Origin of the sequence: Candidatus Sphingomonas phytovorans, assembly GCA_029202385.1 — a bacterium.
GTDB lineage: Bacteria > Pseudomonadota > Alphaproteobacteria > Sphingomonadales > Sphingomonadaceae > Sphingomonas > Sphingomonas phytovorans.
In genome coordinates this window covers 3,466,227-3,491,101 of the sequence record CP119314.1, presented here as the reverse complement: position 1 = coordinate 3,491,101, position 24,875 = coordinate 3,466,227, and the positions used below count along the sequence as shown (strand labels likewise).

The window sequence follows — 24,875 nt, the reverse complement described above, 5'->3', positions numbered from 1 at the left end:
GGCGCGATGGGCACTCTCCTCTTGTTCGGCCGGGCACCGGGCGCTGCGCCGGGGTCGCCGGACGGCACGGGCAATGTGGACAAGGGCTGGATCGAGGCGCCACGCGTCGACCTGCACAAGGAGTCGGTCGACGGGTCTGTCGTGCAGGACACGGGGCAGGGAGGGCTGTCGGCCGATCGATGGGTGGCGCTACCGGCGTTTCTCGATCAGGCGCGCCACGCGCGAGGCGCTGTCGACGCGCTTGGCCTGCCCGGTGGGGGGGCACCTGCCTTCCCGGCGCTCTGGGCGAGTTGGGGGCGCTTCACGTCGGCGCTCGACCAGTGGCAGGCAACGCGCGATGCGCTCGTCGCCCTGGCGAACGACATCGTCAGCTATGCGACGGTGGTGGTTCCGCAAAGCTATGGCCGGATCGAGGGCATGCTGAATGACGGCGCGTCGGTCGACGCCATCGCCGCCCTGCTCGGCGAGGCGATCGCCCAGGCCGGACAGCGTGCCGACCGGGCGCGCGCACTGGCGGCGGCCATCGCGCCGCCGGTCGCGGCGATCAATGACCTGGCGGGCGCCTTTCATGCGGTCCAGCGCAACCCGCCAACACGCATCACGTTGCGCAGCGCCCCGTCGCTCTGCCTCGCCTATGATGGCAATGGCGATGCGGTCGTCAGCAACACCGGCGGCGGCGACAATCCGGCGCAGCACTGGACGATCGAGCCGGTCCGGATGTTCATTCCCGGCTGGGTGTTCCGCACCGCCACCGGCGACCGCACGTTGACGGTGCCGGCCGGCGACACTGGCGAGCGCGAAGGATCGCGCCCGCGACTGATTCAAACCGGCCAGGCGGGTCCGAACGGCCTGGACGGCGGGGCGGCTGTCTTCATCCATTACAGCAGCGGTTATCTCCAGCCGGGCAAATGGTCCGGGCATACGCTTGATTGTGCCGGGAATTCTGGCTGGAATTCAGGCACGCCGGTCCTGTGCTGGGAACAGAATGACGGCGATAACCAGAAATGGTCGTTCACCGCGCGCAGCCTTGGCGATCTCGACTTCTACGATGCGATCGCGCCGGTGGTTACCGTCAGCGGCTCCGGGCTCAGCGCGCTTCAGCATCTGGAAGGCGACTGGCGGGCCGTCGCTGACGATCTCGGTGACGGCCTGGCCCAGTTGCGCGGGGTCGATTCCACCGCTGGATTCATCGGCGGGCTCCAGATCGAGAGCGTCACCGGCGAATGGGCCGATCTGGCGCGCGAGGCACAGGCGGCGATCGCGCTGCTTTGATGAGCGATGCCCTGCGGCGGCGCGCGTTTCGTCGGCGCCGCACGGGACGGGTGGCGCGAGCAACGAGTAAACCATCACCATAACAGGGAAGAGCGCGACCCCACCCTATTGACCGCCATGCCTCTCACAGGCAGCCTATCGAACTGCCGTGGAGCGTTGCGTTCGACAACGAAGCGGAAGGGGGAGCCGATGGATGAAATCGTGAAGACCAGGGATCTGATCGGCGAGCTTCTCGTCCGCTGGGGCGACAGTGCCGTTGCGCTCGATACCGCGCTCCGCCTGCTTCACGCGCAGGATCGGACCGGTGACGCGCTCATCCTGATTTCGCAGGCGCTTCAGGATGCTTTCCAGTACGGGCCGATATGTCCCTGGTGACTGGCTTCAGGCGCGCTGGCTGAAATGATGACCGAGTGCGTCGCCTGGATTTGGTGTGCGCGGCGGGGCGATTCGAGCTGGAGCAGGTGCCGCCAGGTCAGTCAGCGGTCACGATCGGATAGTCGAGCCTGACCGTATCGAGCAGCCGCTCGATCTCAGCGATCTCCCGCGTTCCGCCGCTCGGTCGTACCGACCAGTTGAACGGGCCATGAGTCGCCAGATCGTGCAGGTGAACCGGCCCGATCGCCATGCGCCAGGAACGGGCGCTGCCGCCTGCCTTGCGGGTCAATCGGGCGACGAGCAGATCCTGAAGCTGGCTGGCGGTCATCCTCCGCCTTTTGCCGGCCCGGCGCGATTGCGCAAGCTGTGGATGCGCCGACTATAGCCATGCGACTTCAATGCTTCTCCTTGTGTCCGCGACACAGGATAGAATAAAATTGACCAACCGTTCGGTCAGCTATTGCGAATCTCTGTTCCTAATAATATGACTGACCGGTCGGACTGTTAATAGACAGGCACTCAACACGATCGGGGGAGAGAGAAGGTGACGAAAGGCAAGCTTTGCGCGACGACAGCATTGTGGTTCGGTCTATGGGTACCGGCAACCGAAGCCCAGTCAGTTGAACCACAGGCGACACCCGTCGCGGTTGCACCTCAAACATCCATCTCCCCCGTCGCAGAATCCGACGAAAGATCGGCCGATAGTGGCGACCGCCTCGCCGACATTGTCGTAACGGCCAACCGGCGCGAGGAAGCGCTTCAGAATGTACCCGCCGCGATTACCGCGATTTCCGGCGAGACGCTGATACGCGACAATATTTCCGACCTGTCCGGAATCGCCAACCGAACGCCCGGATTGAGTTTCGCTGCGTTCGCGGCAGGCCAGCCGGAGATCGCCATACGAGGGGTCGGCACCAAGGAAGACGGCCCCGCCGCCAGCGATTCGACCGTCGTTTCAGTTGACGGTGTCTATATCGCGGCACGGTCGGCGCAGGTGTTCGACCTGTTCGACCTTGAGCGGGTCGAGGTGCTGCGCGGGCCGCAGGGCACTCTTTATGGCAAGAACTCGATCGGCGGTTCGGTGAACTTCGTTACGCTGCAACCGAATTCGACGCCGCAGTTCAAGGCACGGATCAAGATCGGCAATTACGGCAGGATGGATGCCGCCGGCTTGGTGAGCGGCCCGATCGCCGACAATCTTTTCGGGAAGATCGCGGTCAGTTACCGCTCCAACGACGGTTATCTGCGCAACGTGCTGGTCGGCAGCCCCTTTTACGGCCAGCGCTGGGGTGAAACGGAATCGGTGAGCTATCGCGGGACGCTTCGCTGGGAGCCGACCGACCGGTTCAGCGCCAGCGTCACGATCGACGGCGCGCATGACGATAATGGCGCGACCAACCGGGAGCCGGTGGGCAGCCAGGGTCCGTTGCACAATTGCGGCTGCGCCTCGGATCCGGTCGCGGTGAACGTGGCCCTCGGGGGTGCCGGAAGCCCCTATACGACACTTGCCGATGTCGAAGGCTATACCAGGCGCAACATCTTCGGCGTGAACGTCCAGCTTGCCTATCAGTTCGATTTCGCGACGCTCAGCTCGATCAGCAGCTATCGCCGCACGAGCTATGATTATCTCGAGGATTCATCGGGGTTGCCCGCGGCACGCGTCTTCACCGATCTTACCGGCGCATCCGGAAATCCGAACAACGTCCTGCTCTCTCCCGCGACCAACGGCTTTACCTTCAAGATCACTGACGCGGTCAATGAACGGCCGCGCCAATACACTCAGGAGCTGCGGCTGACGTCGCCCTCGGGAGAGAGCTTCGACTGGATCGCCGGCATTTTCGTGACAAAGGAAAAGAACTTCAGGATCGAAGGATTCAACTTCCCGTCACTGGGCAGGGCGGATCGCCTTCCGAGCATATCGAATTCGTACCAGTCCAATGACGGCTTCGCTTATGCCGGCTATGCCCAGGCATCCTACCGGCCGATCGATCGGCTGAAGATCACGGCCGGCGGACGATATTCGTACGAGCGCAAGGAGATAACGTCCGAGGCGCGGATCGTTTCGGGCCTTCCCCTCCTTCTGCAGGCCTATCCGCTGGTCTCGGCCCGGGCGAGCTGGTCGAACTTCAGCTGGAAGGTCATCGCGGACTATGAGATCGCGCCGCGCCTGCTCACCTATGCGAGCGTGGCCACCGGCTTCAAGAGCGGCGGCTTCACCGGAACGGCATCGACCGCCGCGGTCGCGACAAGGCCGTTCGGGCCGGAGAACGCGACCAACTATGAACTGGGCGTCAAGAGCGAGCTGTTCGACCGCCGCCTGCGATTGAACGTCGCTGCATTCTATACCGACTATCGCAACCTCCAGGTGACGCGCTTCTTCCAGCCGGCCGGCACCACTTTCGGCCAGTTCATCACCGAGAATGCGGGCAAGGCGAGTATCAAGGGCATCGAGGTGGAGGCGGCGGCGAGCCCGGTCAGCGGCGTGGAGATCGGCGGTACCTTCGCCTATCTCGACGCGCGCTACACCGAGTTCACGGGCACGCCGTCGACGATCGTGACCGGTGCGTTCACGAACAATCGCCTGCGGCAAGCGCCCGAATATACGGCGAGCGCCTATGCGGGATATAGCTATCGCCTGGCGGGTGGCGAGAAGATCGCCGTCCGGGCGAACTACAAATATCAGAGCCTGAGCTATTACGACGCCGACAACAACCCGATCACCGTGATCCCCGGTTATGATCTTGTCGACGCGTCGCTTGGGGTCACGAGCGCCGACGGTCATTTCGAAGTGAGCGTCTGGGCCAAGAACCTGACGAATACCGAATATCGGACTCATGTCTTTTCACAGCGGGACAGCCGGGTGGCGTTCGCCCTGTTCGGCGACCCGCGGACCTACGGTCTCACGCTGGGATTCAACTTCTGAGCTGAGCGGGCCGGGGCGTGGCAGGCTGCGATGTCCCCGCTCCACGATCGGATGTTTCAGGACCCGGCGCACGGGGAGGATAATCGATATGGTCGATATGGATGCCCCGTCGCCGCGCGAGGTCGCCGAGGCGATGCGCCGGGCGGAGGGGCCTACCGAGCTGTTCGGGATCGCGCTGGATTCAGTGGGGGCGGGCCACGCGACCGTTTCCGTGACGCTCGACGACCGCATGTTGAACGGTTTCGGCAGTGCCCATGGTGGTATCCTGTTCCTCCTCGCCGACCAGGCCTTCGCCTATGCGTGCAATTCAGAGAATATCGCGACGGTCGCCCAAGCTGGATCGATCACCTTCCTGTCGCCGAGCAGGAGCGGCGAGCGGGTGGTTGCCGAAGCCCGGCGGTCGGGCGAAGCAGGCCGGACCGGCGTCTATGATGTCCGGGTCACCGCGGACGACGGCCGAGTCCTCGCGATCTTCCAGGGCGTTTCCCGCGCGCTCGGGCGACCGGTGATCGGGACTGGCGAGGTTCGCTGAGCCTTTTCGGCGCAGAAGAGGGGGCGCACAGAGGCCGTGGAGTTCATTTCCTGAATCGTCGAGGACGTGTTTGTCATCGCAAGCCGCCCGTGCGGCTGACCGGACCTCTCAGCGTCCTCTGCGCCTCCACGCGAACCATCGTGCGTCGCTGACAGGCCGGTTCCGAATGTCGATCCGGCCTAAATCGCATAGCCCTTGCGCTGCGGCCGGCTCAGCATCGCATTGGCCGCGTCGTCGCCGATGAAGCGTTCCGCCACCGGATCCCATTTCAGCCGCCGGCCGGTCCGCATCGCGGTCCAGTGGAGCAGGCAGGTCGAGCACGCGCGATGGCCGAGCTCCGCCGGTGAGATGTTGGGCGCGCCGGTCTTGATGGAATCGAGCCAGTTGCGGTGCTGTTCCGGGCTCTTCGGCAGATGGATTTCGTTGGGCCCGATCACGCTGTCGAGGATCTTCGGGTTGCTCGCCAGCAGCCCGCTCGTTCCGGCCGCGGCGATCGCGGGGTCGCTCGCGGTGACGCCGCCGGTGCGGGTGACGAAGATCGATCCTTCTGTGCCGATGAACTTCACGCCATTGGGCAGCGCGCCGGAAATCTTCATCTCCACCCCGTTGGCGTAGCGCCCATAGGTCTCGAACGGGCCATGTACGTTCCACAGCCCGCTTTTGGGGAATTCGGCGGTGCCCCAGATCTCGATCGGGCCGCTATGTTCGGTGTCCATGCCCCAATGCGCGATGTCGACATGGTGAGCGCCCCAGCCGGTGATCATGCCGGCGCCGAACTGTTCGCAGCGCAGCCAGCCCGGCCGGCCGAACTTGCCGTCCTGCGGGTGCACGCGGATCTCGGTATAATAGATCTCGGGCGTGGTGCCGAGCCAGGCATCGTAATTGAGGTTCGCCGGGATCGGCATCGCCGCCGCCTCGGGGCCGGAAGGGTCGCCGGGCAGGCCGATCTCGACATGGGTCAGCGTGCCGATCCGCCCGTTGCGCACCAGTTCGCAGGCGCGGTGGAATTGCGGCCAGGGGTCCTGCGATCGCTGCTGCGATCCGATCTGCAGCACGCGATCGGTCTTCGCCACCGCGTTCGCCATCTGCCGCCCCTCGGCGATCGTCAGCGATGCCGGCTTCTGGCAATAGACATGCTTGCCGGCCTGTACCGCGTGGATCGAATTCGGCGCGTGCTGGTGGTCGGGGGTCGAGATGATGACCGCATCGATATCCTTGTTGGCCAGCAGCTCCCGGTAATCGGCATAGCCGCGCGTGCCCGAATAGGGCTTGCCCGCCTTTTCGCCATAGGTCGTGTCGACCAGCTCGATGCCCTGCTGCACGCGCCGCGTATCGAGGTCGCACACAGCGACGATATGCGCATCGTCGACCTTGAAGATCTCGACCATGTCATGGATGCGCGAGATACGGCCGACGCCGATCGCGCCGATATTGATCCGCTTGCTCGGTGCGTTCCGGCCGAACACGCTGGCCGGCACGATCGACGGAAAGCCGATCGCAGCCACCGCCCCGGTCTTGATCAGATCGCGTCGCGAAAATCCCGCTTTGGTCATGATACTGTCCCTCCGTCAGGCCGTGATCGGCCGGGTGGCGTTCTTCTGGGCGATGAGCACGAGCTCTGCGGCGAGCAGCGCCTGGTCCTGATCCTGCGCGATCGAACTCCGCTCGACCACGTCGGTCACGAATTGCGGGCCGAACGGCAGATACACGTCCTTGCAATCGAGATAGCGGGCGCTCTTGCCGTCGACCACGAACAGGTGGTTGCCGCCGGGCTTGCCGGTCGGGTCGGCATATTTGCGCAGTTCGATATAGCCCTCCGTCCCCAGCACGAAGAGACGGCCGTCGCCCCAGGTGCCGAGCCCCCTGGGCGTGAACCAGTCGACCCGCAGATAGCCGGTGCCGCCATTCCCGCTCATCGTCATGTCGCCGAAATCCTCGAACAGCGGATGGTCGGGATGGTTGATGTTGCCGGTCTGCGACGCGACGACTTTCGCGCGGCTGCTCTTGGTGAAGAACAGGAACTGTTCGGCCTGGTGGCTGCCGATATCGGTCAGGATGCCGCCATACCGCGCCTTGTCCCAGAACCAGTCAGGCCGGCTGGCCGGGTTCACCTGATGCGGGGCGATGTTGATCGTCTGGACGACGCGGCCGATCGTGCCCTGCTCGATCAGCTCACCGGCCTTGATCGCGGCTGGCACCTCCAGCCGCTCCGAATACATGATCGCGAACTTGCGCCCCGTCGCCTTGATCGCTGCGCGGACATCGGCGAGCTGCTTCAGGCTGGTGATCGCCGGCTTGTCGCCGAGGAAATCCTTGCCCGCCCGCATCGCACGGATGCCGAGCGGCGCGCGCAGATCGGGGATCGGCGCGCCGGCGATCAGCTGGATCGACCTGTCCTCCAGGATCTCGGCTTCGCTCCGCGCGAGCTTCGCGGTCGGGAAACGCTTCTGGAAATCCGCGAGTTGCTTCGCGTCGCTGGCATGGACCCAGACCAGCTCGCCTCCACCACGGATCACCGCCGCTGTCATCGCATAGATATGGTTGTGGTCGAGCCCGATCACCGCGAACCTGATGTGATGCTTCGGCCGCGGGTCGGTCGGCGCACCCGTGTTGACCACCTCGGGAATGGCGTTGCCGCTCAGTGCCTGCGCCAGCACGTCGCCCGGCAGCGCGGCGGCGAGCCCCGCAAAGCCTGCGCCGGTCAGCATCGAACGGCGGTCGATCGGATTCATCGAGTCTCTCCTTGGCACTGGCGCTCAATTCCTGGGCGTCGCCGGGGTGGTCCAGTTGATCACATGATAGGTCGTGTTGGTGGTGCCCACGTTGCGTAGTCCGTGAAGCGAATTGGACGCGTTGAAGATCACCGATCCCGGCCCGAGCCGTTTCCATACGCCGTCGGACAGGGTCTCGACCGTGCCCTCGCGGATAATCACCAGTTCCTCGTTCGGGTGTTTGTGCGGCGCGTGGGAGGTCTGGCCGGGCTTCAGGGTGGTGACGTGAATCTCCAGATCGTCGAGCGTCGCGGTTGGCCCGTTGCCCAGGCTGCGCACCTCGCCGACATCGGTCGGGGTGACCTTCATCGCGGTCCAGTCCCACACGGACGGGCCGATGATCTTCCTGCCCTGGGCAAGTACCCCGGCGGAACAGGTGAGCGCGACCGCGCCCAGCGCGACGACCATATCCCTGCGGGTGACGCGCATCGCGATGTTCCTCTCCTGTCCGGTGCGCCGCTTTCCGGGCGTCATCGGGGCAGCGCCGATGGTAGCGCTAACCGGACTTATTGCTGATCCTATAGGATTGTCAAAGCGCCAATTCGGCGTCGGCGGCGATTCCGGTTGTTTCCGTCGCCGGCTCCCCGACGCGCAGCATGGCGAGGGCGGAGAGGGCCATCAGCGCGCCCGCGATGGCGATGGTCCAGATCGGCTCTTCGGGGAACACATTGTGGATCAGGCTGCCCATCACCGTCGCGATGAAGAGCTGGGGCAGGACGATGAAGACGTTGAAGATGCCCATATAGACGCCGAGCTTGCCGTGCGGCAGCACGCCGGCCAGCATGGCATAGGGGATGGTCAGGATCGACGCCCAGGCCACCCCGATGGCGATCATCGGCAGGATCAGCAGCACCGGATCGCGGATGGCCAGCATCGCCGCAAAGCCCGCCGCGCCGATTAGCAAGCAGACCATATGCGTCCTGCCCATGCCGATCCGTCGCACCATCCCCGGCAGCAGAAAGGCGGCCAGCGCTGCGACCCCGTTATAGACGGAGAAAAGGATGCCGACCCAGTCGGCGCCGTCATTATAGGCCTGGGACGCGGTATCGGTCGCCGCGAAGACATAGCGGGTGACGACCGGCGTGGTGTAGACCCACAGGACGAAGAGCGCCGACCAGGAGAAGAACTGGACAAGCGCGAGGCGGCGCATCTCCACCGGCATCCGGACGATATCCCGGGCGATTCGGGTCAGCGCGTTGCCGCCCTGGCCGGCATCGCGCGCCGGGGCATCCTCGCCGGCAAAGGCGCGCATCCTCTCGGGCGGGTATTCGCGGGTGGTGAGCACGGTCCACAGCACGGCGCAGAAGATCGCGGCCCCGCCGAGGTAGAAGGAATAACGCACCGCGTCGGGGATGACGCCGGCGGGCGCCACGTTGCTCGCCCCGAGCGCGGTGATCGCGAACGGCGCGATCGACCCAAGCACTGCGCCTGCGCCGATAAAGGCGGTCTGGAAGGCATAGCCGAGGGTGCGTTGCGTCGGGCCGACCATGTCGCCGACAAAGGCGCGGAACGGCTCCATCGATATGTTGATCGATCCGTCGAGCATCCACAGCAGCAATGCCGCCACCAGCAGCACCGGCGCGTGCGGCATGGCGATCAGCGCCAGCGCGGCAAGTGCTGCGCCCGCCAGGAAATAGGGACGCCGCCGCCCGAACCGGCCCCAGGTGCGGTCGCTGAAATGGCCGATCAGCGGCTGAACGATCAGCCCGGTTATCGGCCCGGCGATCCACAGCAGGGCCAGCGTGTCGACATCGCTGCCGAGCGACTGGAAGATGCGGCTGATGTTCGCGTTCTGCAGGCCGAACGCGACCTGGATCCCGAAGAATCCGAACGAGATGTTCCACAGTCCGGCCAGGGACTGGCGCGGCCGCCCGGTCACTCGCTCCAAACCCCCTGTTTTATGTTTTTTGTCTTCTGCCGGGCAGGATGTCAGTGACGTGGCGCCCCGGCAATCCCCGTTCGCGTGCGGCCATTGCTTTCCGGCCGGCGCGGCGCGCAAAAGGACCGGTAGCCGCAAGGGAGAGGCCGTTGAGCAGTTCGGAACGCGGGCGCGAGTGGTGGCGCGGGGCGGCGATCTACCAGATCTATCCGCGAAGCTTCGCCGATTCGAACGGCGACGGGGTGGGCGATCTCGCCGGCATCACCGGGCATCTCGATCATGTCGCGTCGCTTGGCGTCGATGCGGTGTGGCTGTCGCCCTTCTTCCCGTCGCCGATGAAGGATTTCGGCTATGACGTGTCGGACTATCGCGGTGTCGATCCGCTGTTCGGCACGCTGGCGGATTTCGACGCGCTGGTCGCCCGCGCCCATGCGCTCGGGCTGAAGGTGATCGTCGACCAGGTCTATGCCCATACCTCGGACGAGCATGGCTGGTTCGCCGAGAGTCGTCGCGACCGGGCCAACGCCCGGCACGACTGGTATGTCTGGGCGGATGCGAAGGCGGACGGCACGCCGCCCAACAACTGGCAATCGGTGTTCGGCGGGCCGGGCTGGACCTGGGACGCACGGCGCGGCCAATATTACATGCACAATTTCCTGAGCAGCCAGCCGCAGCTCAACGTGCACGAGGCGGCGGTGCAGGACGCACTGCTCGACGTCGCGCGCTTCTGGCTCGATCGCGGGGTCGACGGGTTCAGGCTCGACGCGATCAGCTGCGCGATGGTCGATCCGGCGCTGCGCGACAATCCGGCAAGGCCGCCGACGAACAGCCGCCGTACCCGCCCGTTCGATTTCCAGTTCCACATCCACAGCCAGTCGCATCCCGATATTCCGCTCTTCCTCGAACGGGTGCGTGCGCTGACCGACGCCTATCCGGATCGATTCACCGTGGCCGAGGTCGGCGGCCCGAATGTCGAGCCGGAGATGCAGGCCTTCACGCAAGGCGACCACCGGCTGAACACGGCGTACGGCTTCAACTTCCTGTACGCGAAGGCGCTGACCCCGGCGCTGGTGCGCGAGGTGCTTGAACGCTGGCCCGATACGCCAGGCATTGGCTGGCCGAGCTGGGCGTTCGAGAATCACGATGCGCCGCGCGCCGTGTCGCGCTGGGCGCCGGCGGGGCATGAGCAGGCGTTCGCGCGCATGAAGATGCTGCTGCTCATGGCGCTGCGCGGTAACATCTTCCTCTATCAGGGCGAGGAGCTTGGCCTGACCCAGGTCGATATCCCGTTCGACCGGCTGCGCGATCCGGAGGCGATCGCCAACTGGCCGCTGACTCTGGACCGGGACGGCGCGCGGACGCCGATGCCCTGGGTGGCCGGAGAGGCGGGGCTTGGGTTTGCGACGGTTGAGCCATGGTTGCCCTTCGGGCCGGACCATGCGGCGCTGGCGGTCGACCGGCAGGAGCGGGACGGGGCATCGATGCTCGCGCTGACCCGGCGGCTGCTGGTGATGCGCAAGGCGAACCCCGCGCTGGTGATAGGGGCGATCCGGTTTATCGAAGCGTCGGAGACGGTGCTGGCGTTCGAGCGGGTTTCTGGCGCGCAACGGCTGTTATGTGTGTTCAACTTTGCGGTTGAGGCGCGGGAATGGGTGCCCGAAGAGGCTGACTCGTGGCGCGTGATCGAACAGGTGGGCGAGGTCGAGCAATGGCGGCTCGGCCCGTTCGCCGGGGTGATTGCGGAAAGGATCACCTGACTCCTGCCTGCCCTTCCCCGGCGAAGGCCGGGGCCCAGTCGGGAAGGCTTCAGCGATTGATCGAGAGCTTCACCCAACTGGGCCCCGGCCTTCGCCGGGGAAGGGCTGGGTCAGGTGAACGCGAACGCTTCCACCTCGCGCCGCACCCCAAGTTCAAACGCCTCGGCCACCAGCCGCAACGGGGCCGGATCCACATCGCTCTCCCCGCGCGCCACCAGGTCGGCGAAGCGCGCATAGAGACGCTGATATTCCACATTCCTGCCCACCGGGACTGCCTTGCCCGCAATCGTCAGCTCGGCACCGCCCATCGCCAGCTTCAGCATGCCGTCCGGCGTATCGATCTCGATATCCCAGCGCTGCACGCCCTGATGGAGGAAGTCGAGTTCGACCGAGACCGGCACCGCGCCGCCGCGCAGCGCGAGCGTCGCCGCGATCGGCTGCGTCCGGCCCTTCGGCACCGCCAGTTCGGCTGATTCCACGATCAGCGGCGCGGACAGGATGTCGGTCAGGATCGACAGCGCGTTGATGCCGGGATCGAACACGCCAAACCCGCCCGCCTCCAGGATCCATTCCTGCCCGGGATGCCAGACGCGGATATCTTCCTTCCAGATCACCCGCACCGCCTCGATCGCGCGGTCGGCCAGCCAGCCGCGCGCCGCATCGACCCCGGCCGCCTCCTGCGAATGCCAGGCGGTGAACAGGGTGACGCCCGCATCCCGCGCCAGCGTTTCGAGCTCGGCGACCTCGGCGAGCGTCAGGCCCGGCGGTTTCTCCAGCAGCACGTGGAGCCCCGCCGCGATCGCCTCCCGCGCCACTGCGACGCGCGCGGCGGGCGGGGTGCAGATCGCCACCGCCGCCGGCGCATCGGCGGCGAGCAGTGCGGCAAGATCAGGATGGACCGGCACCGCGCCCGACACGGCATGCGGGTCAACCGCGCCGGTCAGGCGGAACCGGCCATCGGCGGTGATCGCCGGGACATGCTGATCCCGGGCGATCTTGCCATAGCCGATGATCCCGATCGGCAGCATCAGCCGCGCGTCACTTCAGCGCCACCACGGTCACTGACTTGGCCGGCAGGGTCAGCACCACCTTGCCGCCAGTCACCGGCACCGCAGCGATGTCGCGGGGCGCGACCGCCAGCGGCTCGCCGATGCGGTTATGCGCATCGATCCGGTCAGCGGTCAGTACCTTGCCCGACAGGGTCGAGGCCGTCCCGCCATCGAGGTTGAGAGTCACGGTCAGCGTATTCACCGGATCGAGATTCGCCAGCGACACATGCACCGCGCCGTCGGCGCCGCGCACGGCCGATGTGTTGAGCGACGCCATGGTCCATTGATCCTTGTTGTACCATGGGCTGGTCTGGTCGACCGGCAATTGAGTCGCGTCCTGCCATGGCACGTACATGCCGAACACCTGATAGGTCGGCGTGACCACCATCTTGTCGCCATCGGTCAGGATCATCGCCTGAAGCACGTTGATCATCTGGGCGATGTTGGCCATCTTCACGCGCTCGGCATGGCGGGTGAAGATGTTGAGGTTGATCGCGGCGACCAGCGCATCGCGCAGGCTGTTCTGCTGCTGAAGGAAACCGGGATTGCTGCCCGGTGTCGGATCGTACCAGGTGCCCCATTCGTCGACCGCCAGCCACACGCGGCGTTCCGGATCATACTTGTCCATGACCGCGCTGTGCTTCGTCACATACTCGTCCATGAGCAGCGTCTTGGACAGGGTGCGCGCCCAGCTCGCCTCGTCGAAGCCGGTTGCGGCCCCCTTCCGTTTCCAGTCATCGGGCACGGTGTAGTAATGCACGCCCAGGCCGTCGATGCGGTCGCCGGCGTCGCGCATCATCACGTCGGTCCACTCATAGTTCGAATCGCTGGCGCCGCTCGCGATCTTCAGGATCTTCGTGTTTGCTGGCGCCTTTACGAAGGTGGCGTAGCGCCGCGTCTCGTTCGCTGCATAGTCGGGCCGCATGTTGCCGCCGCAGCCCCATAGCTCGTTGCCGAGGCCGAAATAGGGAAGCTTCCACGGTTCCTTGCGGCCGTTCGCGCGGCGCTCATTGGCGAGTGTCGAGGCGGTCGGCGAGGTCATATATTCGACCCAGTCGGCCATTTCCTGCGGCGAGCCGCTGCCGACATTGCCGGAGACATAGGCCTCGGCGCCGACCAGCTCGGTGAAGTTCATGAACTCGTGCGTGCCGACCGAATTGGGCTCGGTAACGCCGCCCCAATGAGTGTTGACCTTCACCGGCCGTTTCGCGCCCACGCCCTCGCGCCAGTGATATTCGTCGGCGAAGCAGCCGCCCGGCCAGCGGATCAGCGGCACCTTGATCGCGCGCAACGCGGCGATCACGTCGTTGCGGAAGCCGTCGCTGTTGGGAATTCGGGAATTCTTGCCCACCCACAGCCCGCCATAGATGCCGGTGCCGAGATGCTCGGCGAACTGGCCGAAGATCTCGCGCTGCACCTTGGGCCCGGGCTTGTCGGCATGAACGGTCACGCTCGCCTCGCGCGCCTGCGCCCAGGCCGCACCCGACGCGAAGACAAGCGCCGCCGCCAGCGCGATCCGCGCGCCCGTTCTCAACCGTTTCGATGCCGCCATTGTCCGTATCCTCCCATGATGCCGTTCGACGACGACTGGCTTTAGTTTATTGTCTGAGTATATGATTACGCAAGCGGATAAAGTTTGACGATAGTGGGAGGGGATATGCGGACGTCGCTGGTGCAGTTCATCGATGCCGGAGGCACGCGCGGCGTTGCCATGCTGCGCGGCGAACAACCGCCGCAACGGCTGGTCGGGGTGGAAAGCGTGCGCGCGCTCGCCGAGGCCGCGCTGGTGGCGGGCAATGGTCTGGTCGATCAGGCGGCCCTGGCCGGCTATGCTGGGGTGGTCGATCTGGAGACGGTCACCTTGCTGTCGCCGATCGACCATGGGGATCCGGCGCATCTGCTGCTGACGGGCACTGGCCTCACTCATCTCGGGTCGGCCGAGGGACGCGACAAGATGCACCGCTCGATGACCGAGGCGGCGCAGCAGACCGATTCGATGCGCATGTTCCTGATGGGCGTGGAGGGCGGCAAGCCCGGCGCGGGCGAGACCGGCGCACAGCCCGAATGGTTCTACAAGGGAAATGGCGAACAGCTTGCCGCGCCGGGCGCGCCGTTGCGTTCACCCGCCTTCGCGCTCGATGCGGGGGAGGAGCCGGAGATTGCCGGCATCTATCTGATCGACGGCGAGGGCAATCCGGTCAGGCTCGGCTTCGCGATCGGCAATGAATTTTCCGATCATGTGACGGAGCGCGGCAATTATCTCTGGCTCGCCCATTCGAAGCTGCGCGCCGCGGCATTGGGGCCGGAACTGCTGCTTGGCGATCTGCCCGAGGATATCCGTGGCACCAGCCGGATCGTGCGGAACGGCGAGACCCTGTGGGAACGTCCGTTCGTGACGGGAGAGGCGAACATGTCGCACAGCATCGCCAATCTCGAACATCATCATTTCAAATACGACCTGTTCCGCCATCCCGGCGATGTGCATGTCCATTTCTTCGGCACGGCGACCCTGTCCTTCTCCGAAGGCATCCGTACCGAGCCGGGGGACGTGTTCGAGATCGAGGCGCCGCCCTTCCGCCTGCCGGCGCGCAATCCGATCGTGATCGAACCGGCACGTGATGTTCGGATAAGGATACTCTAGGGGTATCGGAATGCGGCCCTTTCCGCGAAGATGGCGGGCCGAACGGAGGGAAGGCGGATGGGGAACACGTGACGCCGGGACAGCAACCAAAGGGCCGCCGGATCCACGGCACGATCGCGCATGATCTGGGCGTCGAGATCGTCACGGGGGTGTACAAGCCGGGCGATGTCCTGCCCGGCGAGATCGAGTTCGCCGAACAACTCCACGTGTCGCGCAGCGTCTATCGCGAGGCGGTGCGCATGCTGATGGCCAAGGGCCTGGTCGAAAGCCGGCCCAAGGCGGGCACCAGCGTCAGCCCGCGCAGCCGCTGGAACCTGCTCGATCCCGACGTGCTTGCCTGGATGTTCGAGGGCGAGCCGAGCGAGGTGTTCATCCGCAGCCTGTTCGAGCTGCGCATGATCGTCGAGCCGGCTGCCGCCGCGCTCGCGGCTGAGCGCCGGACGGGACGTGAACTGGCGCAGATGGGGCATGCGCTTGAGGAGATGGGGCGCTACGGCCTCGCCACGCCCGAGGGGCGGGTGGCCGACCAGCATTTCCATCACCTGATCCTGGAGGCGACGCGCAACGAGCCGCTGACCACCTTGTCCAGCACCATCGCCGCGGCGGTCGGCTGGACCACCATCTTCAAGCAGCGCAACCGCAAGCTGCCGCGCGACCCGTTGCCCGAGCATCAGCTACTGTACGACGCGATCGCTGATGCGAACCCGGAAGCAGCGCGCGTTGCGATGGCCGACCTGATCCGCCGCGCGCTTGAGGATACCGAACTGGCCATGGAGCCGGGCGGGGGCTGAGACTTCCCCCTCTCGCCTTGCTCTCCTCTGACCTTCCCCGGCAAAGGCCGGGGTCCAGTCGGGAAGGCCCTTGTGACGACGCACGGCATTTGTTTCTCGACGTTCCCCAACTGGACCCCGGCCTTCGCCGAGGAAGGTGAGGGGAGGCAGATAGAGATAATAACTCCTACAAATTTCTTGACCAGGACGGCCCCGCAACCATAGCCTCACCCCGTTTCGGGAAAAGGCGCGACCGGAAAGGTCGCCGCGCGGGGAGATGATGTCAGTGGCAGCGCTAGCTCAAACCATCGCTCGGCTGTTCGCGCTGATGCTCATGGCAATGCTCGACGCGTCCGGTGCCAATGCCGAGACCGTGCCGCGCGAGCGGGTCTCGATCAATGCCGGCTGGCGTTTCCATATGGGCGACCCCGCCGGCGCGACCGGCCTGTCCTATGACGTGCGGCCGGAGATCGGGAAGAGCGAGGACGGCAAGGCGGCCGATGCCAGGCCGGACGAGGCCAGGGCAGTCACCGCCGCCGGCCAGGCGGTGCTCAAGCCCTGGATCCTGCCGAGCGCCAACGCCTTCATCCGCGACCCGGCGAAGCGGCACGTGCGGCCGGCGGGCAACCCCGGCGGCGATGTTTCCTTCGTCCAGGCCGGTTTCGACGACAGCGCGTGGCGGAAGGTGACGTTGCCGCATGACTGGGCGATCGAGCGGCCCTTCCTGACCACCGGTCCTTATGGCGGCATGGGCCGGCTGGATAGCTGGGGGATCGGCTGGTACCGCAAGGCGCTCGACATTCCGGCGCGCGACAAGGGCAGGTCGGTGTTCCTCGATGTGGACGGTGCGATGTCCTATTCGGCGGTGTGGCTGAACGGGAAGCTCGTCGGCGGCTGGCCCTATGGCTATAATGGCTGGCGGCTCGACCTGACCCCCTATCTGGCGTTCGGCGGCAGGAACGAGCTTGTCATCCGCCTCGACAATCCACCTGAATCGGCGCGCTGGTATCCCGGTGGCGGGCTCTATCGGAATGTCTGGCTGACCAAGACCAGCCCGGTTCATATCGGCCAATGGGGCACGCGAGTGACCACGCCCGAGGTTTCGAAGGGATCGGCGACCATCGCGCTCGACGTGTCGGTCGACAATGAATCCCGCACAGAGGCGAACGCCAGCGTCAGCACCGACATTTATGCGCTGGATGCTGCTGGCCGGAAGACCGGCGCCATCGTCGCGCGCATCGCGCCGGCCGGCGCGCGTGTCGCGGCGGGTGGCAATGCGACGATCGCCGGGTCGACCATGCTCGCCAACCCCCGTCTCTGGGGTCCGCCGCCGACTCAGCAGCCCAACCGCTATGTCGCGGTCACCATTGTCTCGCTCAACGGCAGGACGGTCGACCGTTATGAGACGCCATTCGGCATCCGCGCCGTCACCTTCGACGCGAACAAGGGCGTGTTCGTCAATGGCGAGCGGATCGACCTGAAAGGCGTCAACAACCATCATGATCTCGGCGCGCTCGGCGCGGCGTTCAATGTCCGCGCGGCGGAGCGTCAGCTCGAAATGCTACAGGAGATGGGCAGCAACGCGATCCGCATGAGCCATAATCCGCCCGCGCCTGAGCTGCTTGAGCTGACCGATCGCATGGGCCTGCTGGTGATCGACGAAGTGTTCGACGTGTGGGAGCGCAAGAAGACCCCGCTCGATTTCCACCTGATCTTCCCCGACTGGCACGAGGCTGACCTGCGGTCGATGCTGCGCCGCGACCGCAACAATCCGTCGGTCATCCTGTGGAGCGTCGGCAACGAAGTCGGCGAGCAATATACCGGGGAAGAGGGGGCGGCAATCGCCAGGGGGCTGGTGCGGATGGTGCGCGAGGAGGATCCGACCCGCCCGACCACCACCGCGATGAACTATGCCAAGCCCGACATGGCGATGCCCGGCACGGTCGACGTGATCGGCCTCAACTATCAGGGCACCGGCGTGCGCGCCTATCCCGGCCAGTTCGCCGCCTTTCACGAAAAATATCCCGACAAGGTGATCATGAGCACCGAGAGCGCGTCGGCGCTCAGCAGTCGCGGCGAGTATCTCTTCCCCGTGATGGGCGCGATCAGCGGCCCGGTCCGGCCAGGCTCGGGCGGCGACCCCGAGACAAAGCAGGTCAGCGCCTATGAACTCCATGCCGCCGATTTCGGCTCTTCGCCCGACCGGGTCTTCGCGTCGAACGACCAGAACCCGTTCGTCGCGGGCGAATTCGTCTGGACCGGGTTCGACTATCTCGGCGAGCCGACGCCTTACTATGCGGCGCGCAGTTCCTATTCGGGCATCATCGATCTGGCGGGATTCAGGAAGGACCGCTTCTGGCTCTACCAGGCGCGCTGGCGCTCTGACCTGCAATTCGCGCATGTCCTGCCGCACTGGACCTGGCCCGGCCGTGAAGGGCAGGTCACTCCGGTCCATGTCTTCACCTCGGCCGACGAGGCGGAACTGTTCGTCAACGGCATCTCGCAGGGCAGGAAGACGCGGGCGCCTTATGAATATCGCTTCCGCTGGGATTACGTCACCTACGCGCCCGGCGAGGTGAAGGTCGTGACCTGGAAGGGCGGCAAGCCATGGGCGACCGAGATGGTGAAGACCGCCGGCACCCCCGCCGCGCTGGAGGCGACGCCCGACCGGGCGCGGATCAACGCCGATGGCCGCGACCTGTCCTTCGTCACGGTGCGCGTCACCGACAAGGACGGGCTCACCGTGCCGCGTGCCGACAATGCGGTCAGCGTCACGATCGACGGCCCGGGCGAGATCGTCGCCACCGACAATGGTGATCCGACCAGCTTCGAATCCTTCCAGTCGCCGACGCGCAAGGCGTTCAACGGCCTTGCCCTGGTGGTAGTGCGTGCGCTGCCGGGCAAGCCGGGCGCGATCACGCTGCACGCCCGGTCCGGGGCGCTCACGGGCTCAACGATCGTCCTGGAGAGCGTCGCCGCAAGATAGCGGCGCTCCGGGCGTCGAGCTTTGGGAGGCGTTGGCGGCTGTCACGCAGACCTTGCGTCAGGCCTGGTTACCCAAAGCGGTTCGTTTCGAGCGAAACAGCAACCCACCCACCGCCGTCATCCCGGACTTGTTCCGGGGGTATTGTGGTGGCCGGAAGTTGACGTGATGTTGACCCCATCCGCGGTGACTATTCGATATTGGGATGGCCGGAATTGGTGGTGGGTTCAACGGGTGGCCGCAACACTTCATTCTTATGATGAGATGGAGTGACAGCGGTGAAGCAGCGTCGGCGGATATATTACTCGGCCTCGCAACGGGCGGAGATTTGGGACGGCTGGCAAGCTCGCATATGGCGACCGACGCGATAAGGCCCACGAAGATGTGCAAGCCAAAGTGACTTATCTCGGGGATGCGGCCGATGGCGGCGCCGAGAAGCCACAGACCTCCCATGATCACCCATCGCTTATGGAACTCGGGTTTGTAACCTAGCCGAACTGCAGCGTCAGTGTATTCCAAACATAATTGATCAAAAATGGATCGACTGTGGATCTCGCAGGTATCGCTTTCCTGTACTAACTTCCCCGGTATGATACCCGCCAACCGGGGGGGATGTCGTGGTTAGTCAGATTCAATTACTTCGTAATGTCGGCCAGTTCGATTCCATCGCGCCGGGCGCACAGTTACCCTTCGCCCGGATGACCGCGATCTACGCGGAAAATGGCCGAGGCAAGACCACCCTTGCGGCTATCCTGCGCTCGCTCGGTACGGGCGACGCTCGTTTAGTGGCTGACAGGCATCGCGTGGGCGCAGTTCACCCGCCTCACATCATCGTCCACTGTCCCGACGGAAATCAGCACACGCTGCAAAATAACGCATGGTCGGCTCCGCTGCCCACCTTGGCGATTTTTGATGATACTTTCGTATCCGAGAACGTCTGCTCCGGCATCGAGATCGAGCCGGGCCACCGTCAGAACCTTCATGAGCTTATCCTTGGCGCACAAGGCGTAGCGCTCAATGCGACATTGCAGCGGCATGTCGCTGACATCGAGGAGCATAATCGGCAACTCCGATCGAAAGATCAGGCGATACCGGCGATCGCGCGCCACGGGCTGACGATTGAAGATTTCTGCGCCCTCCAAGCGGTCAACGATGTCGATGCTCGCATCCAAGAGGCCGAACGCGCCTTGGCTGCCGCGCAGGAGGCCGTTGCTGTACAGGACGAGCAAGATTTCACTGCGGTTGAGTTGCCGACATTCGATGTTGCCGGGATCAATGTGTTATTGGGCCGTGACATGCCGCGACTGGACGCAGCGGCGGCGGTGCAGGTTCAAGCGCATTTGGCGCGCATCGGTCCAACGGGTGAGCGTTGGGTCGGCGATGGGATTGCCGTTCTCGCGCGCGACGATCAGCCTTGGGCCGACAAGGATTGCCCATTCTGCGCTCAGTCGCTTCATGGGTCAGATATTATCGAGCACTATCGCGCCTATTTTGGGGCGGAATATGGGGCGCTGAAGACCGAGCTTGCCACGACTGGCAGAACGATCACCACCACCCATAGTGGAGATACCCCAGCAGCATTCGAGCGCGCCGTGGGTGTGGCGATGCAACGGCGTACCTTCTGGCTTCGTTTTCTCGAAATTCCCGAAATCGTTCTCGATACCGCCGCTATTGCGCGCAGTTGGAAAACTGCCCGTGAACAGGTGCAAGCGGCGCTTGCCGCCAAGCAAGCCGCTCCGCTGGACCCCATCGCGTTGAGTGCCGAGGCAGTTGCGGCAATTGATGCTTATCATGCCATGCGTGCGCAAGTGACGGCGATTTCCGGCACGCTCGTTGCGCTGAGCGGCCAGATCGCCGTGGTGAAGGAGCAAGCTCAAGCCGCCAACGCGCCCGCGCTCACCAATGACCTCAATCGGTTGAAGGCCGCAAAGACACGACACAGCGCAGCCGTTGCCCCATTGTGTACGGACTATCTGGCCGAGAAGGACGCCAAGACCGTCACCGAGACGGCACGTACTGCGGCGCGCACGGCGCTGGACAACTACCGCCAGAATGTCTTTCCGACCTATGAGGCTGCGATCAATATTTATCTCGGTCGCTTCAACGCCGGGTTCCGGTTGGGTGGGGTCAGCTCGGTCAACAATCGCGGCGGCTCGTCAGCTACCTACAGCGTGCTCATCAATAATGTTCCCGTACCGCTGACCGCCGACGCTGGGCCGTCGTTCCGTACCAGCTTGAGTGCGGGTGATCGCAATGCCCTCGCTCTCGCATTCTTCTTTGCATCCCTTGAGCAAGACCCAGACCTTGCCGCCAAGATCGTCGTCATCGATGATCCGATGACCAGCCTGGACGAGCATCGTTCTCTTGTCACCGTACAGGAAATCCGAGGCCTACTGGACCGCGTTCGCCAAGTGATCGTGCTTTCCCATTCCAAACCATTCTTGCTCGGATTGTGGAAAGAAGCGCCGGTGAATGATCGCGCGGGAATACGGATCGCGCGCGCCCAGGTTGGATCGACATTGGAGTTTTGGAACGTCAAGCAAGATGGCATCACCGAACATGATCGGCGCTATGCACGAGTGGCGGTCTATGTTCTTGCCGGTGATGCGGCCCTCGAACGCACTGTTGCGGCCGATCTGCGGCCCATGCTGGAAGCATTTGTCCGAGTTGCCCATGCAGGCGTTTTTCCGCCGGGCTCACTGCTTGGCCCGTTTATCAATCGTTGCCAGCAACATTTGGGCACCGCTGAGCAAATTCTAAACCAAACTGACACGATGGAGCTTCGGGCATTGCTCGACTATGCCAACCGCTACCATCACGACACCAACCCGACCTGGCAGACCGAGAACATTAATGATGCCGAACTGGCAAATTTTGCCAACCGCACTTTAGGCTTTATTCGCCGCGCATAAGTTGGCGCTGCCTACGGCCGGCTCTACACGAACGGAAGAATGGTCCGACTTGAACTCGGGGCCGGCTGGGATCAGTGGTTGTCCCTTGGCAACCCGCGCGTCTGGGCGATCCGCTGATACCGCTCCGATCCTTCAAGGATCGCGCCGCTGTCGAGCTGGCCGACGACCGCGCGCTGGATTTCCTGCCACGGCGTTTGCGAGGCGGGATAGGCATAGCCGCCCGCGTCCATCAGCACGCGGCGGCGCTCGGCCAGTTCCGCGTCGCCGATCAGCAGGTTCGCCGTGCCCGCGCGCAGATCGATCCGCACCCGGTCGCCAGTGCGGATCAGCGCGAGGCCGCCATTCGCCGCCGCCTCGGGCGAGGCGTTGAGGATCGAGGGCGATCCCGAGGTGCCCGACTGCCGCCCGTCGCCGATGCACGGCATGCGCATGCACGCCTTCGCGGATCAGATAGGCGGGCGGGCGCATGTTCACGACCTCGGCCGCGCCGGGATAGCCGATCGGCCCGGCGCCGCGCATGAATAGCAGGGTCTCGGGCGTGATGCCGGTTGCCGGATCGTCGATCCGCGCGTGATAATCCTCGGGCCCGTCGAACACGACCGCCGGCCCCTCGAAGGCATCCGGATCGGCCGGGTCGGAGAGATAGCGATCGCGGAATTCCCGCGAGATCACGCTGGTCTTCATGATCGCGGCGTCGAACAGATTGCCCTTCAGCACGACGAAGCCGGCATCCTCCATCAGCGGCGTGGCGAAGGGGCGGATCACATCCGCATCCTCGATCGTCGCGTCGCGGCAATTGTCGCCGATGGTGCGGCCGTTGGCGGTGATCGAATCCTCGCGAATCAGCCCGGCGCGCATCAGCTCGGCCATCACCGCGGGCACGCCGCCGGCATGGTAGAAATCCTCGCCGAGATAGTCGCCCGCCGGCTGGAGGTTGACCATCAGCGGCACGTGATGGCCGTGCGTCTGCCAGTCGTCGAGCGGCAGGTCGACACCGATATGGCGCGCGATCGCGGCGAGATGGATCGGCGCATTGGTCGATCCACCGATCGCCGAATTGACCACGATCGCATTGGTGAAGGCGTCGCGCGTAAGGATGTCGCTTGGCTTCAGGTCTTCGGCGACCATCTCCACGATGCGCTTGCCGGTGCGGTACGCGATTTCCTGGCGGTCACGGTATGGCGCGGGGATCGCGGCCGATCCGGGAAGCTGCATGCCAAGCACCTCGGCAAGCGAGTTCATCGTCGTCGCCGTGCCCATGGTGTTGCAATAGCCGGTCGAGGGCGCCGACGAGGCGACGAGCTTGACGAAGCCGGCATGGTCGATCTGGCCCGCCGCGAGCAGTTCGCGCGCCTTCCACACGATCGTGCCCGATCCGGTGCGTTCGCCCTTGTGCCAGCCATTGAGCATCGGCCCGACCGACAGGGCGATGGCGGGGATGTTCACCGTCGCCGCCGCCATCAGGCAGGCGGGTGTCGTCTTGTCGCAGCCGATCGTCAGCACCACGCCGTCGAGCGGATAGCCGTACAGCACCTCGACCAGCGCCAGATAGGCGAGGTTGCGGTCGAGTCCGGCGGTCGGGCGCTTGCCGGTTTCCTGGATCGGATGGACCGGGAATTCGATCGCGATGCCGCCCGCCTCGCGAATGCCCTCGCGCAGCCGCTCGGCCAGCACGAGGTGATGGCGGTTGCAGGGCGACAGGTCGGAGCCGGTCTGGGCGATGCCGATGATCGGCTTGCCCGATTGAAGCTCCTCCTGGGAGAGGCCGAAATTCATGTAACGCTCGATATAGAGCGCGGTCATGTCGATATTGGCGGGGTTGTCGAACCAGGCGCGCGACCGCAGCCCCGGGGGTGGTGGCACGGTCATCAGCGTGGCGCCACCGATACTCGATAGATCATCAGGTGGCGATACGGCTTGCCGGGGTCGACCCGGGCCGAGCCGAAGGCTGGCTGGTTGGGCGTGTCGGGGAATTTCTGCGGTTCCATCGCGACGCCATCGCCCATGCGATAGACATGGCCGTGCTTGCCGATCAGCCCCCCGTTGAGGAAATTGCCGGTGTAGAGCTGCAAGCCGGGCTCGGTGCTGAGCACGTCGAGCACGCGGCCGGACACGGGGTCCTCGAGGCGGGCCGCGAGCTTGGGCTGGGCGGTGAGCCCGGCATCGATCGCGAAATTATGGTCGTAGCCGCGTCCCGCGACGATCTGCGCATCGCGTCCGTCGCGGACGCCGTCACCGAGGATTCGTCCGTTCCGGAAATCGAACACGCTGCCCTCGACCGGACGCAACTCGCCGGTCGGGATCAGGGTCGCGTCGACCGGGGTATAAGCACCCGCCGGCATGGTCAGCCTGTGGCCCATCGCGCCCGTCGGCGACCCTTCGCCGGCGAGATCGAAGATCGCATGATTGGTCATGTTGACGATGGTCGGCGCGTCGGTCGCCGCCTTGTACTCGATCGACAGCGCGCCCTTTTCGTCGAGCCCATAGGTGACGGTGACGTCGAGCTTGCCGGGATAGCCCTGGTCGCCGTCCGGGCTGACATAGCCGAAGGTCACGCGCGCGACAGGGCCGTTCTCGACCGAGACGACGCGCCACACGACCTTGTCGAAGCCCTTCGTGCCGCCATGAAGCGAATTGGGGGCGTTGTTGATCGGCAACTGCCAGGTCTTGCCGTCGATCGCGAAGCGGCCCTTCGCGATGCGGTTGGCATAGCGGCCGACCGTCACGCCGAAGAAATTGGGCTTGTCGACATAACCGGCCAGATCGTCATAGCCCAACACCACATCGGCCAGCTTGCCGTTGCGGTCGGGCGCGATGAGCGATTGAAGGGTCGCGCCATAGCTCAGGATGCGCGCCTTCACGCCATTGGCGTTGGCCAGCGTGATCGCCTCGACCTTCGCGCCGGCGACGTCGCCCACCGTCTCCCGCGCCGCCGATGCCGCATGAGCGCTCGCCCCCGCCGCGACGGCACTCATCGCCGCCAGCATGATCAAACTCTTGTGCATGAATAT

Annotated in this window: 17 protein-coding genes and 1 pseudogene; 9 read left to right on the top strand and 9 right to left on the bottom strand. The window is 64.9% G+C overall.

The features are described 5' to 3' along the window. Window positions 1-6: 6 nt before the first annotated feature. Entirely contained in the window at window positions 7-1,272 is a 1,266-nt protein-coding gene (locus P0Y59_15985) for an RICIN domain-containing protein (protein WEJ98438.1), read from the top strand. A gap of 189 nt (window positions 1,273-1,461) precedes the next feature. Next, window positions 1,462-1,647, top strand: a complete 186-nt coding sequence (locus P0Y59_15980; protein ID WEJ98437.1) for a hypothetical protein — start codon at window positions 1,462-1,464, stop codon at window positions 1,645-1,647. A gap of 97 nt (window positions 1,648-1,744) precedes the next feature. On the opposite strand, the gene P0Y59_15975 is transcribed toward P0Y59_15980, so the two are convergent. Next, on the bottom strand, window positions 1,745-1,975 hold the full coding sequence (locus P0Y59_15975; GenBank protein WEJ98436.1) for a hypothetical protein: 231 nt from the start codon (window positions 1,973-1,975) through the stop codon (window positions 1,745-1,747). 216 nt (window positions 1,976-2,191) lie between these two features. Here P0Y59_15975 and P0Y59_15970 point away from each other — a divergent pair, with 216 nt between their 5' ends. Beyond that, window positions 2,192-4,570, top strand: a complete 2,379-nt coding sequence (locus P0Y59_15970; GenBank protein WEJ98435.1) for a TonB-dependent receptor — start codon at window positions 2,192-2,194, stop codon at window positions 4,568-4,570. Window positions 4,571-4,658: 88 nt separating this feature from the next. After that, window positions 4,659-5,102 (top strand): hydroxyphenylacetyl-CoA thioesterase PaaI, encoded by a 444-nt coding sequence (gene paaI, locus P0Y59_15965; GenBank protein ID WEJ98434.1) that lies wholly within the window; start codon window positions 4,659-4,661, stop codon window positions 5,100-5,102. Window positions 5,103-5,281: 179 nt separating this feature from the next. Here paaI and P0Y59_15960 read toward each other — a convergent pair whose 3' ends face one another. Genes P0Y59_15960 through P0Y59_15945 form a run of 4 tightly spaced genes read right to left on the bottom strand, consistent with a single transcriptional unit; the run spans window position 5,282 to window position 9,752 of the window. Further along, the gene (locus P0Y59_15960) at window positions 5,282-6,655 is read right to left on the bottom strand and encodes a Gfo/Idh/MocA family oxidoreductase (protein ID WEJ98433.1); all 1,374 of its coding nucleotides are present in this window, start codon (window positions 6,653-6,655) and stop codon (window positions 5,282-5,284) included. A 15-nt stretch (window positions 6,656-6,670) separates the two neighbouring features. Further along, entirely contained in the window at window positions 6,671-7,834 is a 1,164-nt protein-coding gene (locus P0Y59_15955; GenBank protein WEJ98432.1) for a Gfo/Idh/MocA family oxidoreductase, read from the bottom strand. A gap of 24 nt (window positions 7,835-7,858) precedes the next feature. Further along, complete coding sequence (locus P0Y59_15950) at window positions 7,859-8,347, bottom strand: cupin domain-containing protein (protein ID WEJ98431.1); 489 nt, start codon at window positions 8,345-8,347, stop codon at window positions 7,859-7,861. A 55-nt stretch (window positions 8,348-8,402) separates the two neighbouring features. Continuing rightward, window positions 8,403-9,752: an MFS transporter gene (locus P0Y59_15945; GenBank protein ID WEJ98430.1), complete on the bottom strand. Its 1,350-nt coding sequence runs from the start codon at window positions 9,750-9,752 to the stop codon at window positions 8,403-8,405. Window positions 9,753-9,901: 149 nt separating this feature from the next. Here P0Y59_15945 and P0Y59_15940 point away from each other — a divergent pair, with 149 nt between their 5' ends. After that, on the top strand, window positions 9,902-11,509 hold the full coding sequence (locus P0Y59_15940) for an alpha-glucosidase family protein (protein ID WEJ98429.1): 1,608 nt from the start codon (window positions 9,902-9,904) through the stop codon (window positions 11,507-11,509). 110 nt (window positions 11,510-11,619) lie between these two features. On the opposite strand, the gene P0Y59_15935 is transcribed toward P0Y59_15940, so the two are convergent. Next, window positions 11,620-12,537 (bottom strand): Gfo/Idh/MocA family oxidoreductase, encoded by a 918-nt coding sequence (locus P0Y59_15935; GenBank protein WEJ98428.1) that lies wholly within the window; start codon window positions 12,535-12,537, stop codon window positions 11,620-11,622. Window positions 12,538-12,547: 10 nt separating this feature from the next. Then, window positions 12,548-14,110 (bottom strand): alpha-L-arabinofuranosidase C-terminal domain-containing protein, encoded by a 1,563-nt coding sequence (locus tag P0Y59_15930; GenBank protein WEJ98427.1) that lies wholly within the window; start codon window positions 14,108-14,110, stop codon window positions 12,548-12,550. A gap of 105 nt (window positions 14,111-14,215) precedes the next feature. Here P0Y59_15930 and gguC point away from each other — a divergent pair, with 105 nt between their 5' ends. From gguC to P0Y59_15910, 4 genes are all read left to right on the top strand, one after another. After that, the gene (gguC, locus tag P0Y59_15925) at window positions 14,216-15,199 is read left to right on the top strand and encodes a GguC family protein (protein WEJ98426.1); all 984 of its coding nucleotides are present in this window, start codon (window positions 14,216-14,218) and stop codon (window positions 15,197-15,199) included. Between the two features lie 68 nt (window positions 15,200-15,267). Next, window positions 15,268-15,990, top strand: coding sequence for a FadR/GntR family transcriptional regulator (locus P0Y59_15920; GenBank protein WEJ98425.1), 723 nt, complete (start codon window positions 15,268-15,270; stop codon window positions 15,988-15,990). Between the two features lie 265 nt (window positions 15,991-16,255). After that, window positions 16,256-18,955, top strand: a complete 2,700-nt coding sequence (gene galB, locus P0Y59_15915; protein ID WEJ98424.1) for a beta-galactosidase GalB — start codon at window positions 16,256-16,258, stop codon at window positions 18,953-18,955. Between the two features lie 614 nt (window positions 18,956-19,569). Continuing rightward, window positions 19,570-21,864, top strand: a complete 2,295-nt coding sequence (locus P0Y59_15910; GenBank protein WEJ98423.1) for an AAA family ATPase — start codon at window positions 19,570-19,572, stop codon at window positions 21,862-21,864. A gap of 71 nt (window positions 21,865-21,935) precedes the next feature. Here the strand turns inward: P0Y59_15910 and P0Y59_15905 are convergent. Next, window positions 21,936-23,733: pseudogene (locus P0Y59_15905) on the bottom strand (dihydroxy-acid dehydratase family protein). Next, window positions 23,733-24,869 carry a galactose mutarotase gene (locus tag P0Y59_15900; GenBank protein WEJ98422.1) on the bottom strand — a complete coding sequence of 379 codons (1,137 nt, stop codon included), beginning with the start codon at window positions 24,867-24,869 and terminating at the stop codon, window positions 23,733-23,735. The pseudogene P0Y59_15905 and the gene P0Y59_15900 overlap by 1 nt, the downstream one beginning before the upstream one ends. Window positions 24,870-24,875: the final 6 nt, after the last annotated feature.

Coding starts and splice junctions, on each gene's coding strand:
- P0Y59_15985 (WEJ98438.1), top strand. CDS start 7: ATGGGCACTCTCCTCTTGTTCGGCCGGGCACCGGGCGCTGCGCCGGGG.
- P0Y59_15980 (WEJ98437.1), top strand. CDS start 1,462: ATGGATGAAATCGTGAAGACCAGGGATCTGATCGGCGAGCTTCTCGTC.
- P0Y59_15975 (WEJ98436.1), bottom strand. CDS start 1,975: ATGACCGCCAGCCAGCTTCAGGATCTGCTCGTCGCCCGATTGACCCGC.
- paaI (WEJ98434.1), top strand. CDS start 4,659: ATGGTCGATATGGATGCCCCGTCGCCGCGCGAGGTCGCCGAGGCGATG.
- P0Y59_15960 (WEJ98433.1), bottom strand. CDS start 6,655: ATGACCAAAGCGGGATTTTCGCGACGCGATCTGATCAAGACCGGGGCG.
- P0Y59_15955 (WEJ98432.1), bottom strand. CDS start 7,834: ATGAATCCGATCGACCGCCGTTCGATGCTGACCGGCGCAGGCTTTGCG.
- P0Y59_15950 (WEJ98431.1), bottom strand. CDS start 8,347: ATGACGCCCGGAAAGCGGCGCACCGGACAGGAGAGGAACATCGCGATG.
- P0Y59_15935 (WEJ98428.1), bottom strand. CDS start 12,537: ATGCTGCCGATCGGGATCATCGGCTATGGCAAGATCGCCCGGGATCAG.
- P0Y59_15930 (WEJ98427.1), bottom strand. CDS start 14,110: ATGGCGGCATCGAAACGGTTGAGAACGGGCGCGCGGATCGCGCTGGCG.
- gguC (WEJ98426.1), top strand. CDS start 14,216: ATGCGGACGTCGCTGGTGCAGTTCATCGATGCCGGAGGCACGCGCGGC.
- P0Y59_15900 (WEJ98422.1), bottom strand. CDS start 24,869: ATGCACAAGAGTTTGATCATGCTGGCGGCGATGAGTGCCGTCGCGGCG.